Raw genomic sequence first — 18,004 nt, forward strand, 5'->3', positions numbered from 1 at the left:
GCCATCTACCACAAGTCTTAGAACAATTTTCTAAATAAAGCCAAACTTGTTGCTTTCTTATTTATTATTCTAGGGTTAAAAAACTAAAATTCTTCTATTTAAAGCTAAAATAAATTTTATTGCTCAAAACAAAAGCTTCCAAACTAAATCTGCATTTTTACCAAAATTTTTATCCATGGCAAAAAATGGCAAAGCAGCCTTAAGCTTCATATTCATCACCCTTTTAATAGATGTTACTGGCTTAGGAATCATTATTCCTGTTTTACCAAAATTAATCTCCGAATTAATTCATGGAAATTTAAGTGAGGCAGCAAGTTATGGCGGTTGGTTAACCTTTGCTTATGCCTTTGTACAATTTATTTGTGCCCCTATTTTGGGGAATTTAAGTGATAGATATGGCCGCAGACCCGTTTTATTATTTTCCTTATTAGGATTTAGCATAGATTACCTTTTTCTTGCTTTTGCACCTACCATTTGGTGGCTATTTGTAGGAAGAGTGATCGCCGGAATTACAGGCGCCAGCTTCACAACAGCCGCAGCCTACATTGCAGATATTAGTGAGCCTGAGAAAAGAGCTCAAAACTTTGGAATCATTGGCGCCGCTTTTGGATTGGGTTTTATCCTTGGGCCAGTAATTGGTGGTGTTTTAGGTCAATTTGGTTCTCGTGTACCATTTTTTGCCGCTGCCGGTTTAAGTTTATTAGGTGCTATTTATGGTTTTTTTGTCCTTCCAGAATCTTTACCTGCACACAAAAGAAGGCCTTTTGAAATTAAAAGAGCAAACCCTGTGGGCTCTCTTCTTCAATTAAAAAAATATCCTGCTGTAAGTGGTTTAATCTTTACTTTAATTCTCATGTACACCGCCAATAATGGCTTGCAAAGTACATGGTCTTATTACGGAATGGAAAAATTTAAATGGAACGAAGCTTGGGTAGGTTATTCTTTAGGCTTTATTGGCTTAATGATTGGCGTGGTTCAGGTAGGTGTAATTAGATGGGCTATTCCAAAATTTGGTCAAGAAAAGAGTTTATACATTGGCTTATTATTTTACGGTATTGGTTTATTTCTTTTCGCATTTGCCACCTCCGGCTGGATGATGTTCGTTTTTATCATTCCATACTCTATGGGAGGAATCGCCGGTCCTGCACTGCAAAGTATCATCAGCGGTTTTGCTCCATCTAATGAGCAAGGTGAAATTCAAGGCGCTTTAACCAGCTTAATGAGCGCTACCACCATTTTTGCACCTCCATTAATGACAAGTTTATTCGCTTATTTTACCAGACCGGGTACGCCGTTTCAATTCCCTGGCGCTCCTTTTTTACTGAGTGGAATTTTAGTGCTATTAAGTGTTTATTTAGCGTACAGAAGTTTAAGATATAATCATAAAAAGCCTGTTTAAGACCATTATTATCTAGCGATCAGTTAGTATATTATGATTAAAGATTTGTCAACTCTCTTGCTAATTTTATAAGAGAGTTGACAAATCTAAAAACAAACAAAAACATGTCTTTTCCATCATTAAAGCACCAACAAACTTCAAAACAATTCCCAACAAATTGGCTATTAACAAAATTTAACCTTTAAAAAACCATTTGATTTTTATATTTGTAGCAGATGTTCTACAAAATCCACCTGCGATTTAAAAAACTGCTTTTAAGTATCATTGATGCTTTCTATCCTTTATTTAAAAAGCTCCTGCCTCTTCAAACATTTCGTTACGCTGCCTGCGGAGGTGGAAATACAGCTTTTAACATCTTTATCTACTTTATTGCTTATAATTTTATATTAAAAAAAGAGATTCTTCATTTACCTTTTGTGGCTATTAGTCCGCATATTGCTGCTTTCATCATTGCCTTTTTCATCACTTTTCCAATAGGCTATTACTTAAATATGTTTGTGGTGTTTGAAGGCTCCTATCTAAAAAAGAGAATTCAGCTCTTTAGATATTTTTTGGTCGTTCTCATTTGTATTTTGCTCAACTACGTGTTCCTTAAATTATTTGTTGAAAAATTTGGCTGGTACCCTACCCCTTCAATGATTGTAACCACCGGGTTGGTCATCATATTCAGCTATTTTTCTCAAAGAAATTTCTCTTTCAAAAAAACTTAAGCTTTTTATCTAATCATAAGTAAACTTCCCTTATAAACAGGTAGTTGTGGAGAATGAGCATCTATAATATAATAATACATCCCTTGAGGTAAGGGGATGTTCTTCAATTTGCCATCCCATCCTTTTTGGTAACCTTTTGATTTAAATACAATTTGTCCGTACCTGTTAAATACAGAAATATCAACATCAGCACTCCCCATCACTCCGTTAATTTCCCATAAATCATTAACGCCATCCCCGTTAGGAGTAAAAGAATCGGGTATTTTTAAATCCTGATCTACATAAATAGTAACTTCATCTTCTGCCTCACAACCAGATTGTGAATCTGTAACTACTAATTTATAGGAAGTAGTTACGGTGGCTGTTGCAGTAGGCTGTAATAAAGTGGCATCATCCAAATAAGTTACCGGCGACCATTTATAAGTTAAATTGGGCGGAGCAACAGCCATAATTTTTGTTGGTCGGTTTTCTAACACATAAATATCTAATCCTGCATTTACTGTAAATTTTTGATTCACGGTAATGGATATCGGGTTTGAAAAAACTCTACAACTTAAAGAAGTGATGTTTTCCTTTTCGGCAGCTGCCATTCTATAGGTGTATCCTTTTAAATCGGCGTTAGCAATAAAAACATTTAAATCTTTTGTATTACTGTTTGGCACATCAAACCAACCTTGTCCATCATTTTTATCTACTTGCCATATAAAAGCAGGGTCTAAATAACCTGTAGATACATCGGCTCTAAAATTATAATTAGCACTTAATCCTTCACAAAGTTGTAAATTACCTCCTGTAGTAATCCCTACTGTTTGAGCTAAAATTGTGGGTCCGCAGGGTCTAAAAGTAATATCATCAAGCGCTATATCATTCCCGCAGCCTCCGCCAGAATCGTTAATTAATTTAAGAACCACCTTAGATACATTTGATGGGCTTTTAAAGAAAAACCCATAACTTTTCCATTCCGGGGAATTGGTATCATTAATAAAACCGGTAGAATAAGTATTAATTAACGTTCCATCTTCTTGCTCCACCCTAAAAGTGATTTTAGGTTTCGTTATCACTCCGCATGGCGCAGAAGACTTAATTACATTCGCTATAAAGGAAGAAAATTCATAAGTGGTATTTGGACATAAATTTTCAACCGAAAAGGTGTAAAATATCCCAGGATTATTTGCTGCATTTACCAAAAACATATAGCCATTTGTGTCATTAGGCGTATGATCTTCAGTTAGTGTATGCCATGTATTACTAAAACAACTGGTTGTTCTATTGGTAATTACGTATTGTCCGTCATCAGGGCAATCAGCTCCTTTATATTGATAGCTGGTAGAGGCAGCGCCTAATGAAGGTCCTACAGAAGAAGGTCCCGATCCAAAATTAATAACCACCGTTGGATCGCCCAAACTACCTGTACATACTTGTGCATTTAGTTTAAAATTGCTGCATAAAAGAAACACCAATAGCAATTTTAGCTTCATCCTCTTCTTAATGGTTTCAATAAATCTTCCAATCCGTTTAACTTAATCTCATAAATAGTGGCCAACTGTTGTCCTAATTTCCCGGGTGGCCAACCTTTTGCAGCAAACCACTCTAAATAAGACACAGGCAAATCGCAAAGTAGGCGACCTTTATATTTACCAAAGTACATTCTTACTTTAACTAAATCCAGTAAAATACTCGAATCCATAACTTAGTAAAAAATAGTTCCTTCTAAATAAAGTACTGCTTTGCCGCTGATTTTAACTCTTTCGCCCATATCTTCCACCCATAAACTTCCGCCTCGTTTTGATATTTGTTGTGCAGTTAATTTTTTCTTTCCTAACTGCTTAGACCAATAAGGAATTAAAGTGGTATGTGCCGAACCCGTAACAGGATCTTCATTTACCCCAACTTGAGGGGCAAAAAATCTAGAAACAAAATCAACTTCTTCTCCGGGTGCAGAAATAATCACTCCTCGGCAATTTACTTTTGCCAATTCGTTAAAATTAGGATCGGCTAAAGCCACCTCCTCTTGATTTTTAAAAATGAGGAGATAATCTGTTTTCCCTTTTAAACATTGAATAATGCTTGATCCAAATATTTGTGTTAACGGCTGAGGACATTCTATCTCTACCAAAACATCTGTAGGGAAATCTAAAGTAAAAACTCCATTTTGGTAATGAACAGGTAAAATTCCACTGCGGTGAGAATAAAATTCTAACTGAGAAATTTCAGGATGAAAATATTTCTCTAACACAAAAGCGGCAGCCAAAGTAGCATGACCGCAAAGATCAACTTCAGTAGTTGGAGTAAACCATCTGATTAAAAATTGATGCCCATCTTTAACTACAAAAGCAGTTTCTGCTAAATTATTTTCGGCAGCAATATTTTGCATCAAATTATCTGATAACCAATTGGATAATACACAAACCGCAGCTGGATTTCCGCCAAATACTTGATCGGTAAATGCATCAACTTGATAGATGGTTAATTTGTTCATTGAATGAATTTAAGTTTAGGTGAAGGTAAGAAGATTCTTTATTTTGAAAAGTATTATCAAAGATTCGGCGTAAAAGCTGTTAAAATTTGTTAATTAAATAGGTGTTGCATTTAAATATCATAGTTTAGCAATAGTTATTTATTTAAAATTGACTTGTATTATTTATTAATCTATCTTTGCGGGATGTTTAAAAACAAGAGCTTAGCAATTCTAAGCTTTATTCTATTTGTTACTATTGTTTTTACTGGTTGTAAAAGCAAGTTTGAGAAACTAAGATTAAGTACTGATGTTGGTAAAAAATATCAGGAAGCCATTCGTTTATACAACAAAAATGATTATTCAAAAGCTTTAATCCTTTTTGATGATTTGGTTCAGCGTTATAGAGGGAGAGCAGAATCTGAAGATTTATACTACTATTTTGCTTACACAAACTATAAACTAAAAGATTTTTTAACAGCAAGATACCACTTTAAAACTTTTGCAGATACTTATCCAAATAGTGCAAAAGCAGAAGAATGTAGGTTTTTAGCGGCTTATTGTTTTTACTTAGATTCTCCTAATTTTTCATTAGACCAAGATAATACCTACAAAGCAATAGAGGCATTACAATTTTTTATCAACCTTTATCCAAAGAGTGATAGAGTTGCCGAAGCCAGTAAATTAATTTTAGATTTAAGAGATAAATTAGAACAAAAGTCTTACGCTAACGCTAAATTATTTTTAGATATTAGTGATTATCAAGCGGCTGTAATTGCATTCAGAAACTCTACTAAAGATTTTCCTGATACAAAATATGCCGAAGAAATGGATTTCTTAACTATAAAGGCGCAGTATTTGTACGCTAAAAACAGTTTAGAAACCAAGCAAGAAGATAGGTATAACGAAGCAATTGCCGAGTACACCAGATTTATAGAGAAATATCCAAAAAGTACCTATTTAAAAGAAGCTAATCAATTAAAAGACGATGCTTTAAAGGGTATTGAGGAAACAAAGAAAATATTAGCAACTTATTCGGGAATTAAAACGGAACAAAAAAATGAGCAATAACATAACAAAACCTACTGTAGCTAACACCACAGTAACCAGAGATTTAAGACAATTTGATATTGAAACAGAAAACGTTTACGAGTCTTTAGTTGTGATTAGTAAAAGAGCTAACCAAATTGCGGCCAACATGAAAGAAGAGCTTCATGGTAAACTAGCTGAATTTGCAAGTTCTAATGATAACTTGGAAGAAGTTTTTGAAAACAGAGAGCAAATTGAAATTTCTAAGCATTATGAAAGAATGCCAAAACCTTCTTTAGTTGCTATAGACGAATTTATTCACGGAAAGGTTTACTACAGAAATCCTTCTAAAGAACAAAAGTAATTTGTTCTATATTTGAGCATTATAAATATGCTTAAAGATAAAAATATACTTCTTGGCGTTTGCGGCAGTATTGCAAGCTACAAATCAGCAGAGCTGGTTAGGTTATTTGTAAAAGCTGGTGCAAACGTTAAGGTTGTAATGACCAAAGACGCTACCTCGTTTATTACTCCTCTTACACTTTCTACACTTTCTAAAAATCCTGTTTTTATAGATTATTACAAAACCGAAACTGGGGAATGGAATAATCATGTTGAATTAGGCATTTGGGCTAATTTAATGATTATTGCACCAGCCACAGCTAACACATTAGCAAAAATGGCAAATGGTTTATGTGATAACTTATTAAGCGCTGTTTATTTATCTGCTAAATGCCCCGTTTATTTGGCTCCTGCCATGGATTTAGACATGTGGAAACACACTTCTACTCAAAAGAATATTCATAAATTAATTAGTTACGGCAATCAAATTATTAAACCTAATGCTGGTGAATTAGCTAGCGGACTTTATGGAGAAGGTAGATTAGCCGAACCTCAAGAAATTTTTGATGCTATTGTTAATGACATTAGCAAAAGCCTTCCGCTAAAAAATAAAAAAGTATTAGTTACAGCCGGCCCAACTTATGAGGCTATAGATCCGGTGAGGTTTATAGGTAACCATTCCTCTGGTAAAATGGGCTATGCTATTGCCGAAGAATTGGCTAATCAAGGCGCTCAGGTTACTTTAATTAGTGGCCCTACTGCTCTAACCGTTTCCAATCAAGGTATTAAAAAAATTGATGTCATATCAGCAGCTGAAATGTTAGAGACTTGCAAACAAGAATTTGAGCAAACTGATATTTGTATCATGAGTGCTGCTGTTGCAGATTATACCCCACAAGAAGTTGCGACTCAAAAAATTAAAAAAGAAGCCACAGATTTTTCTATCCAACTTAAAAAAACAGAGGATATTCTTTATCAATTAGGTGAAGCTAAAAAACCTCATCAATTGTTAATTGGCTTTGCTTTAGAAACTAATGATGAAGAAGCTTTTGCAATCCAAAAACTCAAAAAAAAGAACTTAGATTTTATTGTTTTAAATTCTTTAAATGATATTGGAGCTGGATTTAAAAAAGACACCAATAAAATTACCATTATTGATAAAAATTTAGTGAAAACTACGTTTGAGCTTAAAACTAAAACAGAAGTTGCTAAAGATATTTGCGCTAAAATAATTGCTAGCTTATGAAAATTTTAATTGCTTGTTCACTTTTACTTCTTTCATTTTATGGCTATAGTCAGGATTTGAATGCAAGAGTGCAAATTTTATCTCCCCAAGTACAAAGCACCAATAAAAGACCGCTAGAAGTATTAGAAACAGCCATTACTGATTTTTTGAACAACAGAAAATGGAGCGAAGCACAACTACAAGCTTCAGAAAGAATTGATTGTAATTTGGTCATCACTATTAAAGAATGGGATGGTTCAAGTAACTTTAAAGCCGAAGCACAAGTATTAAGTAGCCGACCAGTTTTTGGAAGCACTTATAACTCAACAGTATTAAGTTTAAATGATAAAAATTTTGATTTCAACTATTCTGAAGGGCAACCTTTAGATTTTGCTGATCAAAACTTTATTAATAATTTAAGTTCATTGTTGGCATTTTACGCTTATGTAATTGTAGGTTTAGATGCAGATACTTTTTCTAAATTAGGTGGCTCAGCGTATTTTTCTAAAGCTCAAAATGTTTTAAATAATGCACAAAATGCACCTTACACGGGTTGGAAAGCTTTTGAAGGATTAAGAAACCGATATTGGATGGTAGAAAATTTGAACAATAAAAGCTATTTACCTTTGAGAGAAATATTATATGCTTACCATAGAGAAGGATTAGATTTGATGAGCGATAATTTAAATAAAGGCCGAAAAAACATTGCAGAAGCGCTACCAGCTTTAAGTACTTTAGATAAACAAAAGCAAGGTGCCATGTTTAATCAGGTTTTCTTTTCGGCCAAAGCCGATGAGATTATCAGTATATTTAGCAAATCTGATCCTTTAGAAAGAACCAAAATATACAATATCATGGCTGATGCCGATCCGGCAAATGCTACAAAATATGAGGAGCTTAAAAACGCTAAATAATCATTCCTAAAGCCAAAAGAAAAGAATTGTTATGCTAAGCAGATTGCTGATAAAAAACTATGCCTTAATTGATAATCTAGACATTGCTTTTGATAAAGATTTAAATGTAATTACAGGAGAAACCGGAGCCGGAAAATCTATTGTTTTAGGTGCTTTAGGCTTAATTTTAGGCCAAAGAGCAGAAGGGAAATACTTCTTTAATCAACAAAAAAAATGTATTGTTGAAGGTTTTTTTAATATTCAATCTTACACTTTAAAAGACTTTTTTAATACTCATGATTTAGATTATGATGATGAAACAGTTTTAAGACGAGAAATTAGTTTAGAAGGTAAATCCAGGGCTTTTATTAATGATACACCCGTCACGCTTTCTATCCTTAAATCTTTAGGAGAAAAGCTGATTGATGTGCATTCACAACATGCTACTTTAGAAATCAACAATGCCGATTTTCAGCTTTTGGTGGTTGATGTGATGGCTCAGAATCAAGATTTATTAACCGGCTATCAATTACAGTTTCAAGTTTTTAAAAAGCATCAGCGAAAGCTAAAAACTTTACAAGACGATTTAGATAAGGCTAAAGCTGATCAAGATTACTTTCAGTTTTTATTTGACGAATTAGAAACCGCAAATATTATTGCTGATGAGCAAGAACTTTTAGAAAATGAGCTCAATAGCTTAACCCATGCCGAGGAAATTAAAAAGAATTTGCTTTCTTCAAATTATTTAATTGCTAACAGTGAAGATGCCGCTTTAATTAAATTAAAAGAGGCACTCAATCAGCTTCAATCTTTAGAAAAATACAACCCTTCTATTGCTACATTTTCTGAAAGATTAAAAAGCTGTATCATAGAAATTAAAGATATTGCTGATGAATTAGACGATTTAGAACAATCTACTTCTTTTAATGAGTTGAGGGCAAATGAAATTAACGATCGATTAAGTTTGTTGTTTGCGCTACAAAAAAAACATCGTGTTAACAATAATGAAGAATTGCTGGCTCTTCAGAATGATTTATCTGAGAAGTTAAATAAAATTTTGTTTGCCGATGATGATATTCAGAAACTCGAGATTGAATTAGAAAAAATCAATGCTGAACTACAGCTCAAGGCTCAAAAAATAAGTTCTAACAGATCAAAAGTAATTCCTGCTATAGAAAAACATATCATCAATACTTTGGCTCAAGTTGGGATGAACAATGCACAACTTAAAATACAACATGATGTTTCTACAGCCCATCAATTTGATCAAAATGGAATAGATCAAATCAAATTTTTGTTTAACGCCAATAAAGGGCATCAATTAAACGAATTAAATAAGGTAGCCTCAGGTGGAGAACTTTCTAGGTTAATGTTGAGTATAAAATCTTTAATTGCTAAAAAAACAGCTTTACCCACCATTATTTTTGATGAGATTGATACCGGAGTTTCTGGCGAAGTTGCTGGCAGAGTAGGAAATATTATGCAGCAATTAGCACAAGATATGCAGGTAATTACCATTACACATTTACCTCAAATGGCTAGCAAAGGTAATTCGCACTATTTTGTACACAAAGAAATTAAAGATGATTTTACCTTTACTCAAATTAAAAAGTTGAATACCGAGGAAAGAATAGTAGAAATAGCAAAAATGTTAAGCGGCGAAAATCCAAAAGAATCGGCATTACAAAATGCTAAAGAGCTTTTAGAAAATTAATGCTAATAAAATCTAAAATTTTATAACCTTTACAAATAAATATCAATGTTATCCATGTCAACAACTGGTAACCGATAACTCACAACAGAATACTGATAACTGATAAAAAATGGCTTATAACTTATTAAAAGGAAAACGCGGCATCATTTCAGGTGCACTAGATGAAAACTCTATTGCTTGGAAAGTAGCAGAAAAAGCACATGAAGAAGGTGCAATATTTGTTTTAACCAATGCGCCTATCGCCATGCGAATGGGAGAAATAAATGGTTTAGCAGAAAAAACAGGATCTCAAATTATCCCGGCAGATGCTACTAGTGTGGAAGATTTAACCAATTTATTCACTAAATCTCAAGAGATTTTAGGTGGTAAAATAGATTTTGTTTTGCATTCAATTGGAATGAGTGTTAACATTAGAAAGAAAGTGCCTTACCCAGAGTTAAACTACGATTACTTCTCAAAAGGTATTGATGTATCGGCCATGTCTTTACATAAAATGTTAGCTGTAGCTAAAAAATTAGATGCCATTAATGAATGGGGAAGCGTTGTTGCCTTAACTTATATGGCCGCACAACGTACCTACCCTTTCTATACCGATATGGCTGATATTAAAGCGATGCTAGAGTCTATTGCCCGTAGTTTTGGTTATCATTATGGTTTAGATAAAAAAGTGAGAATTAACACTGTTTCTCAATCTCCTACTCGCACAACCGCAGGTTCTGGAATTAAAGGATTTGATAATTTCTTTGATTTTGCTGATAAAATTGCTCCTTTAGGTAACGCTGATGCACAATCTTGTGCTGATTATTGCATTACTTTATTCTCAGATTTAACACGTATGGTAACCATGCAAAATCTTTTCCATGATGGTGGATATTCTTCTACTGGTGTAAGTATGGATGTAATGGATAAAATTGGTGGTGGAGAATAATATTACAAATACTCATTAACAAAAAAAAGAGCTAGTTGATAGCTCTTTTTTTTGTTTTAGCTTTTTTAACCCTGTGAAAATTAAACTGAGGATTTCAATTTTATTATTTGCCATACTTTTTCAGGTGGTGAGTTGTTCAAATGAAAAAGTAATTCCGTATGATGACTTGAGATTAAAGCTTTCAAAAATACGAGAAGCAGATCAATCCATTAGAGAATCTTATTTATCTGCTACTCCGAAAGAAATTCCTGCAATCATAAAAAGCATGGATTCTATAGATAAAGCAAACAAAAAAGATGTGCTTAATATTCTTGAAAATTATGGTTGGATAAAACAAAGTAAAATTGGAGAAGATGCCGCTGATGCATTATTTCTTGTGGTTCAGCATTCAGATTTAAAAACGATGAAGAAATACTTTCCTCAATTAAAAGATCTGGCAAATAAACATGAAGCTAAAAAAACCTATGCTGCAATGATGGAGGATAGAATATTAATGGATGAAGGTGAAAAACAAATTTATGGAACACAGGCTGTAAGTGGTTTAAGGGAAACTAAAGAATTAATAGTAATCTGGCCTATATTAGACCCTAAAAATGTCAATAAAAGAAGAACTAAAATGGGCTTCACAACCGCAGTTGAGGAAAATGCATTAAGACTAAATGCACTTTATAATCCAAAAGAAACTCTTCCCAAGAAACAAAATTAATGTAGGGATAACCCTCGGGTTATCCTAAAATAAATATTCCTATAAAAAGATAACCTGAGGGTTATCCCTACTCTTTTTCAAGAAATCAAATCCAAAAAACAAAGTTTTTAAACTAACAAATTAGTTGTAAACTTGAACATGTTTAAATACTTATTCATTTTACTCTTTTCTGTTTACGTTAATGAAACCTATGCTCAAGAAAATTTCACCATTAGCGGCATTGTAAAAGATAAACAGGGAGAATCTTTACCTGGAGCAGGAATTTTTGTGAGTGGTTATAAAAACGCAACAATTAGTAATAATAATGGCGAGTTTAGCTTGAAATTAAACCCCGGAAATTATGAATTATTGGTGAAAATGGTAGGTTTTAAATCTGGTATATTTCAGGTTATTGTTTCTGACAAAAATATAGGATTAAACATTACGTTGGTAGAAAACACCATTCAACTCAATGAAGTGGTGGTGAAACCCGATTTAAATAGAGAATACAACTTAAAAACTTTTACCGAATTTTTTATTGGAAAAACGCCAAATGCAGCACAATGCAAAATCATCAATCCTGATGTACTTTATCTAAATTTCGATCAGCAAAGCAGAACCTTAACAGCCAGCTGCGATGAATTCTTGTTGATAGAAAACAAAGCTTTGGGTTATAAAATCAAATACTTAATCAAAGAATTTGAATATGATATGGTGAATAGAATCATTTTCTACCAAGGTTCTCCTTATTATGAAGATTTACCGGCTTCTGATAGTAAAAAAAAGCAATGGGCTAAAAAGCGATTAGAAGCTTACAATGGTTCTCCTCAACATTTTTTTCGCTCTTTATACGAAGAGAATAGTATTAAAGAAGGCTTTGTGATACATAAATTAATAAAACATATAAATACTCAACGTCCGCCAGATAGTTTAATTAAAGCTAATATTAGACGTTTTAGGGCAAAAACAGGTGATACATTTTTTTTAAATGGTAAAACAAATGATTCGTTGGAATATTGGCTTTCTAAAAACAACATGCCAAAAACAATCTCCACTTTAAATAAGGCTGAAGTATTGCCAGATACATTGGTAAAAACTTTCGATAGCAACATTAAAAAAATAGACTTTAATGATATTCTTTATGTCGTTTATAAAAACGAGAAGGAACATCCAATTTATGCAAATCTATTCAACCAGTCCATTTCACGACCTTTAGATATGCCTAATTACCAAATAAGTTTAATCAACTTAAGTATAAGACCTATTTACTTTTATCAAAGTGGAGCTATATATAATACAAAATCAATGATTTATGAAGGCTATTGGTCTTGGGAAAAAGTTGCAGACAGCGTCCCAATGGATTATCTCCCCGTTAGGTTGCAAGCACACTAAAAAAAATTTAATAGTTTAAAAAAAACAAAGCCTCTACTTAAAAAAAGCAGAGGCTTTATCGCTTCTATTAATTTAATCACAACACAAACCCTTATTACTATTCTTCAGACGGAATCATTACTACTTTAACGCTTAAAACCCCTGGATTTTGGATCACTTGGTTAAAATCTGAACTTTGAACTTCCAATACCACTTTACTGTTAGAAGCCGAATAGCTGTATGCTAATCCATTGTAAGTTTGTGGTACAGATATGTAGTTATTTCCATTATCATAAGACACATAAACTAATAATCCATCATAAGTATTCACATAACTATCTCCTTGCAAAAAGCTAAGAGAAGCAGAATAAGTAAAACCCCCATCAGTAGTTGTCCAGCTGCTGGCATTTACACTATAAAAAATTGTTTTGTTGGGTACCGTATAATATTGTTCGGTTACTTTGCGGCAGGAGGATACTCCTAGTATCAACAACCCTGCAAATAAAATCATCAGCTTTTTCATATTGTTTGTCCTTTATTTAAAGACGATAGCTTTTCACTATTGGTTGCATCTTAAACAAAAAAAGCACCGCAAATATTGCGATGCTTTTCTATGAAGGGGCTTCAAATTTTATTCTCCACCTTCTTTCTCTTCCTCTTCTTTCTTTTTCTTCTTTTTAGAAGTTTTTGCAAGAATCCTGATTTCTTGCTTTTCTTTATCAAAGTCCACTTCCATGGTATCACCTTCTACTAATTCTCCTTTAAGAATTTCTTCGGCAATTGGATCTTCTAAAAATTTCTGAATTGCTCGTTTTAATGGTCGGGCTCCAAAATTAGGGTCAAATCCTTTATCGGCAATGTATTCTTTTGCTTCTTCGGTCAATTTAATCTCATAACCTAAAGCATGTACCCTACCAAATAAAGCTTTCAGCTCAATATCAATAATTCTAAATATTTCGGCTTTTTCTAAAGAATTAAATACAATCACATCATCTACTCTATTTAAGAATTCTGGCGCAAAAGCTTTTTTCAAAGCACTTTCTATAACGGCTCTACTATGGGTATCGGCCTGAGAAGCTTTGGCTGCGGTGGTAAAACCAACACCTTGGCCAAAATCTTTTAACTGGCGAGCTCCAATATTAGAAGTCATAATCACTATCGTGTTTCTGAAATCTACTTTTCTACCTAAAGAATCTGTTAACTGACCTTCATCTAATACCTGTAAAAGTATATTGAATACATCAGGGTGAGCTTTTTCAATCTCATCTAATAAAATTACAGAATAAGGTTTTCTTCTTACTTTTTCAGTAAGCTGACCGCCTTCTTCATAACCTACATATCCCGGAGGCGCTCCTACCAATCTAGAAACTGCAAATTTCTCCATGTATTCACTCATGTCAATCTGAATCAGAGAATCATCAGAATCAAACATAAAACGAGCTAATTCTTTGGCTAATTCTGTTTTACCAACTCCTGTTGGGCCTAAGAATATGAATGAACCAATTGGCTTTTTAGGATCTTTTAATCCAGCTCTTGTTCTTTGAATGGCTTTGGTTAATTTCTTGATAGCATCATCTTGTCCAATAATTTTTTCGTTGATTTTCTCAAACATGCCTAATAATTTTTGGCTGTCTGCCTGACCAACTCTTTGAACCGGAATACCAGTCATCATAGAAACCACTTCGGCAACATTATCTTCAGATACAATGTATCTTTTAGTTTTGGTTTCCGCTTCCCATTCGGTTTTAGCTTTTTCCAATTCTTCTAAAAGGTTTTTCTCAGTATCTCTTAATTTTGCTGCTTCTTCATATTTTTGACTGCGAACTACTTTGTTTTTCTCAACCTTAATTTGCTCTATCTTTTGCTCTATATCAATGATATTTTGCGGAACATGAATATTGGTTAAGTGAACACGAGAACCTGCTTCATCTAAAGCATCAATAGCTTTATCTGGCAAGAAACGATCTGTTATATATCTTGAAGTTAAACTTACACAAGCATTAATAGCTTCGTCTGTATAAGTTACGCCATGATGCTCTTCGTATTTGTCTTTAATTCTGTTTAAGATCTCAATAGTTTCTGTTGGTGTAGCCGGTTCAATCATTACCTTTTGGAAACGACGATCTAAAGCTCCATCTTTTTCAATATACTGACGGTATTCATCTAAAGTGGTAGCACCAATACATTGAATTTCTCCCCTAGCCAAAGCAGGTTTAAACATATTAGAAGCGTCTAATGAACCAGAAGCTCCACCAGCACCAACTATGGTGTGAATCTCATCTATAAATAATATGACATCAGGAGATTTTTCTAACTCATTCATTACAGCTTTCATTCGCTCTTCAAACTGCCCACGGTATTTAGTACCGGCAACTAAAGAAGCTAAATCAAGCGTCACTACTCTTTTATTAAATAAAACCCTTGAAACCTTACGCTGTACAATTCTTAAGGCTAAACCTTCTGCAATGGCAGATTTACCCACACCAGGCTCACCTATTAAAATTGGATTATTCTTCTTACGTCGAGATAAGATTTGCGAAACTCTTTCAATTTCTTTCTCACGACCAACGATAGGATCTAATTTTCCATCCTCGGCCATACGTGTTAAATCTCTTCCAAAATTGTCTAAAACAGGAGTCTTAGATTTAATATCGGAAACTTTTTTGGGAGTAGTAAAAGAATCCTCGTCTTTAAACTCATCCTCACCACCAGCGGCAGAACCGGTTGGATCGTCTCTAAAACCTTCTCTATTATTTTCCACTTCAGATTTAAATATCTCGTAGTTTAAATTAAATTGTGCAAGTATTTGTGAAGCAATATTATCTTCCTCTCTTAAAATAGATAGTAATAAATGTTCAGTACCTATCACATCGCTTTTAAAAATCTTAGCTTCCAAATAGGTAATCTTTAAAACTTTTTCTGCTTGTTTAGTTAAAGGAATGTTTCCTAAATTAACGGTAGTTCCCGAATTGCCTCTAACAGCATCCTCTACTGATCTTCTTAATTTAGCCGTATCAACACCTAAAGATTTTAAAATCTTTATTGCTACGCCATCACCTTCTCTTATCAAACCTAATAATAAGTGCTCTGTACCTATATAATCATGACCTAATCTTAAAGCCTCTTCTCGGCTGTAAGAAATAACATCTTTTACTCTCGGTGAAAATTTAGCTTCCATATAAAACCTTTCTCTTGTAGTGTTGAACGTCCTAATGTATTAATTTGTTTCTTAATCATTCAGTAACGTTTGATAGTATTTATCAACAATACGACCAATTTAGTGGAAAACGCTACTTCTTAAGGCAAGTTCACAATTTTTACTCATTTTTGACCAAAAACACGATATTTGAAATTCATTTTAAAGAAATAATGGCAGACGAAAAAATTATCTTTTCCATGGCAGGTGTAAACAAGATTTACCCTCCTCAGAAACAGGTTCTAAAAAATATTTACCTCTCCTTTTTTTACGGCGCTAAAATTGGTGTAATTGGTTTAAACGGATCTGGAAAATCATCAGTACTTAAAATTATTGCTGGCTTAGACAAAGCTTATCAGGGCGAAGTGGTGTTTGCACCGGGTTATACGGTTGGTTATCTGGCGCAAGAGCCTTTGTTGGATCCTTCAAAAACTGTTAAAGAAATTGTTGCCGAAGGCGCAAAAGAAATTACTGATATTTTGGAAGAGTACGAGGCCATTAATGAAAAATTTGGTTTGCCCGAGGTTTACGAGGATGCAGATGCGATGGAGAAGTTGATGAACAAACAAGGCGAGCTTCAAGATAAAATTGATGCGGTAAATGGCTGGGAATTAGATGCAAAGTTAGAAAGAGCCATGGATGCTTTGCGTTGCCCTGATCCGGACTCTTCAGTTGTCAATTTGTCAGGAGGGGAAAGAAGAAGAGTGGCTTTATGTCGCTTATTGATACAACAACCCGATGTTTTATTATTAGATGAGCCTACCAACCACTTAGATGCCGAATCTATTGACTGGTTAGAACAACATTTGAAACAATATGAAGGAACCGTAATTGCGGTAACTCACGATAGGTATTTCTTAGATAACGTAGCCGGATGGATTTTAGAATTAGACCGAGGCGAAGGTTTACCTTGGAAAGGAAATTACTCTAGCTGGTTAGACCAAAAATCTAAACGTTTAGCACAAGAAGAGAAAACAGAAAGCAAACGCCAAAAAACGCTTGAGCGTGAATTAGAATGGTCTAAAATGGCCCCAAAAGCTCGTCATGCTAAATCTAAAGCTCGTTTATCTAATTATGAAAAGCTAGCATCAGAAGAAACCAAAGAAAGAGAAGAAAGACTAGAGCTTTTTATTCCACCCGGACCAAGACTAGGGAATGTGGTAATTGAAGCCGCCAACGTAAGTAAAGCTTATGGCGATAAAGTATTATTTGATAACCTTACTTTTTCTTTACCACCAGCAGGTATTGTTGGAATTATTGGACCCAATGGAGCAGGAAAAACAACCTTGTTTAGATTAATTACCGGACAAGACCAACCTGATGGTGGTTCTTTTAGAGTGGGAGAAACTGTTAAGTTGGGTTATGTAGATCAAAGTCATGATGATTTAGACCCCGAAAAATCTGTTTGGGAAAACATAACTGGCGGTTTAGAAAACATACAATTAGGAAATAGAACTTCAAATTCCAGAGCTTATGTTTCTAGATTTAACTTTAACGGAGCAGATCAACAAAAGAAAGTAGGTGTTTTATCTGGTGGAGAAAGAAACCGGGTGCATTTAGCCATCACTTTAAAAGAAGGCAGTAATGTGCTTTTACTAGATGAGCCTACCAATGATATTGATGTAAACACTTTAAGAGCTTTAGAAGAAGCTTTAGATGATTTTGGGGGTTGCGCCGTGGTAATTTCTCACGATAGGTGGTTTTTAGATCGTATTTGTACGCATATTTTAGCCTTTGAAGGCGATTCGCAAGTTTACTTTTTTGAAGGGAATTACTCTGATTATGAAGAGAATCGTAAAAAACGTTTAGGAGATATTGCGCCTAAAAGAATTAAATATAGAAAGATTGTTTAGGTATTTTTCAATAGAAGAATGCCTGTGTTTTTTTTTACGCAAAAGACGCAAAGTTTAACTCAAAGAGCGCATAAGTAACCTTTATTCTTTTTTCAAGCAGGGTCTCGCATAGCGGACCCTGCTTTTTTGCATCGAAATTTTATTTTTAGTACTGCCCCGCAACAGGGATGGTAGGTAAAGCTTTTTTTAAAGCTTGTGCTTTTT

16 protein-coding genes are annotated in these 18,004 nt (G+C 34.0%); 11 read left to right on the forward strand and 5 right to left on the reverse strand.

Features of this window, described 5'->3' with window-relative positions; genetic code table 11:
* Positions 1 to 175 precede the first annotated feature (175 nt).
* Both FA046_RS16995 and FA046_RS17000 read left to right on the forward strand, forming a co-directional pair.
* On the forward strand, positions 176 to 1,399 hold the full coding sequence (locus FA046_RS16995) for a TCR/Tet family MFS transporter (RefSeq protein WP_136827741.1): 1,224 nt from the start codon (positions 176 to 178) through the stop codon (positions 1,397 to 1,399).
* A 215-nt stretch (positions 1,400 to 1,614) separates the two neighbouring features.
* Complete coding sequence (locus FA046_RS17000) at positions 1,615 to 2,109, forward strand: GtrA family protein (RefSeq protein ID WP_136827742.1); 495 nt, start codon at positions 1,615 to 1,617, stop codon at positions 2,107 to 2,109.
* A gap of 5 nt (positions 2,110 to 2,114) precedes the next feature.
* On the opposite strand, the gene FA046_RS17005 is transcribed toward FA046_RS17000, so the two are convergent.
* The 3 genes from FA046_RS17005 to FA046_RS17015 are packed head-to-tail and all read right to left on the reverse strand — an operon-like array spanning position 2,115 to position 4,588.
* A complete protein-coding gene (locus tag FA046_RS17005; protein ID WP_136827743.1) occupies positions 2,115 to 3,587 on the reverse strand; it encodes a gliding motility-associated C-terminal domain-containing protein in 1,473 nt (490 codons plus the stop codon).
* Positions 3,584 to 3,796, reverse strand: a complete 213-nt coding sequence (locus FA046_RS17010; protein WP_136827744.1) for a DUF3820 family protein — start codon at positions 3,794 to 3,796, stop codon at positions 3,584 to 3,586. Before FA046_RS17010 ends, FA046_RS17005 begins: the two co-directional genes overlap by 4 nt.
* 3 nt (positions 3,797 to 3,799) lie before the next feature.
* The gene (locus FA046_RS17015) at positions 3,800 to 4,588 is read right to left on the reverse strand and encodes a PhzF family phenazine biosynthesis protein (RefSeq protein ID WP_136827745.1); all 789 of its coding nucleotides are present in this window, start codon (positions 4,586 to 4,588) and stop codon (positions 3,800 to 3,802) included.
* Between the two features lie 183 nt (positions 4,589 to 4,771).
* Here FA046_RS17015 and FA046_RS17020 point away from each other — a divergent pair, with 183 nt between their 5' ends.
* From FA046_RS17020 to FA046_RS17055, 8 genes are all read left to right on the forward strand, one after another.
* A complete protein-coding gene (locus FA046_RS17020; RefSeq protein WP_136827746.1) occupies positions 4,772 to 5,635 on the forward strand; it encodes an outer membrane protein assembly factor BamD in 864 nt (287 codons plus the stop codon).
* Positions 5,625 to 5,957 (forward strand): DNA-directed RNA polymerase subunit omega, encoded by a 333-nt coding sequence (locus FA046_RS17025; RefSeq protein WP_136827747.1) that lies wholly within the window; start codon positions 5,625 to 5,627, stop codon positions 5,955 to 5,957. The genes FA046_RS17020 and FA046_RS17025 overlap by 11 nt, the downstream gene beginning before the upstream one ends.
* Positions 5,958 to 5,984: 27 nt before the next feature.
* Entirely contained in the window at positions 5,985 to 7,181 is a 1,197-nt protein-coding gene (gene coaBC, locus FA046_RS17030) for a bifunctional phosphopantothenoylcysteine decarboxylase/phosphopantothenate--cysteine ligase CoaBC (protein WP_136827748.1), read from the forward strand.
* Positions 7,178 to 8,074 carry a type IX secretion system protein PorD gene (porD, locus tag FA046_RS17035; RefSeq protein ID WP_136827749.1) on the forward strand — a complete coding sequence of 299 codons (897 nt, stop codon included), beginning with the start codon at positions 7,178 to 7,180 and terminating at the stop codon, positions 8,072 to 8,074. The genes coaBC and porD overlap by 4 nt, the downstream gene beginning before the upstream one ends.
* A 31-nt stretch (positions 8,075 to 8,105) precedes the next feature.
* Positions 8,106 to 9,767 (forward strand): DNA repair protein RecN, encoded by a 1,662-nt coding sequence (recN, locus tag FA046_RS17040; protein ID WP_136827750.1) that lies wholly within the window; start codon positions 8,106 to 8,108, stop codon positions 9,765 to 9,767.
* A 109-nt stretch (positions 9,768 to 9,876) separates the two neighbouring features.
* Positions 9,877 to 10,695, forward strand: a complete 819-nt coding sequence (locus tag FA046_RS17045; RefSeq protein ID WP_136827751.1) for an enoyl-ACP reductase FabI — start codon at positions 9,877 to 9,879, stop codon at positions 10,693 to 10,695.
* Positions 10,696 to 10,768: 73 nt separating this feature from the next.
* On the forward strand, positions 10,769 to 11,401 hold the full coding sequence (locus FA046_RS17050; RefSeq protein ID WP_136827752.1) for a DUF6624 domain-containing protein: 633 nt from the start codon (positions 10,769 to 10,771) through the stop codon (positions 11,399 to 11,401).
* Positions 11,402 to 11,539: 138 nt separating this feature from the next.
* On the forward strand, positions 11,540 to 12,772 hold the full coding sequence (locus FA046_RS17055; protein WP_136827753.1) for a carboxypeptidase-like regulatory domain-containing protein: 1,233 nt from the start codon (positions 11,540 to 11,542) through the stop codon (positions 12,770 to 12,772).
* Positions 12,773 to 12,869: 97 nt separating this feature from the next.
* Here the strand turns inward: FA046_RS17055 and FA046_RS17060 are convergent, their stop codons facing one another.
* Both FA046_RS17060 and FA046_RS17065 read right to left on the reverse strand, forming a co-directional pair.
* Complete coding sequence (locus FA046_RS17060; protein WP_136827754.1) at positions 12,870 to 13,274, reverse strand: hypothetical protein; 405 nt, start codon at positions 13,272 to 13,274, stop codon at positions 12,870 to 12,872.
* A gap of 108 nt (positions 13,275 to 13,382) precedes the next feature.
* The gene (locus tag FA046_RS17065; RefSeq protein ID WP_136827755.1) at positions 13,383 to 15,929 is read right to left on the reverse strand and encodes an ATP-dependent Clp protease ATP-binding subunit; all 2,547 of its coding nucleotides are present in this window, start codon (positions 15,927 to 15,929) and stop codon (positions 13,383 to 13,385) included.
* 191 nt (positions 15,930 to 16,120) lie between these two features.
* On the opposite strand from FA046_RS17065, the gene ettA reads away from it, so the two are divergent.
* A complete protein-coding gene (ettA, locus tag FA046_RS17070) occupies positions 16,121 to 17,800 on the forward strand; it encodes an energy-dependent translational throttle protein EttA (RefSeq protein ID WP_136827756.1) in 1,680 nt (559 codons plus the stop codon).
* Positions 17,801 to 18,004 lie beyond the last annotated feature (204 nt).

Source organism: Pedobacter cryophilus, assembly GCF_005116455.1.
GTDB lineage: Bacteria > Bacteroidota > Bacteroidia > Sphingobacteriales > Sphingobacteriaceae > Pseudopedobacter > Pseudopedobacter cryophilum.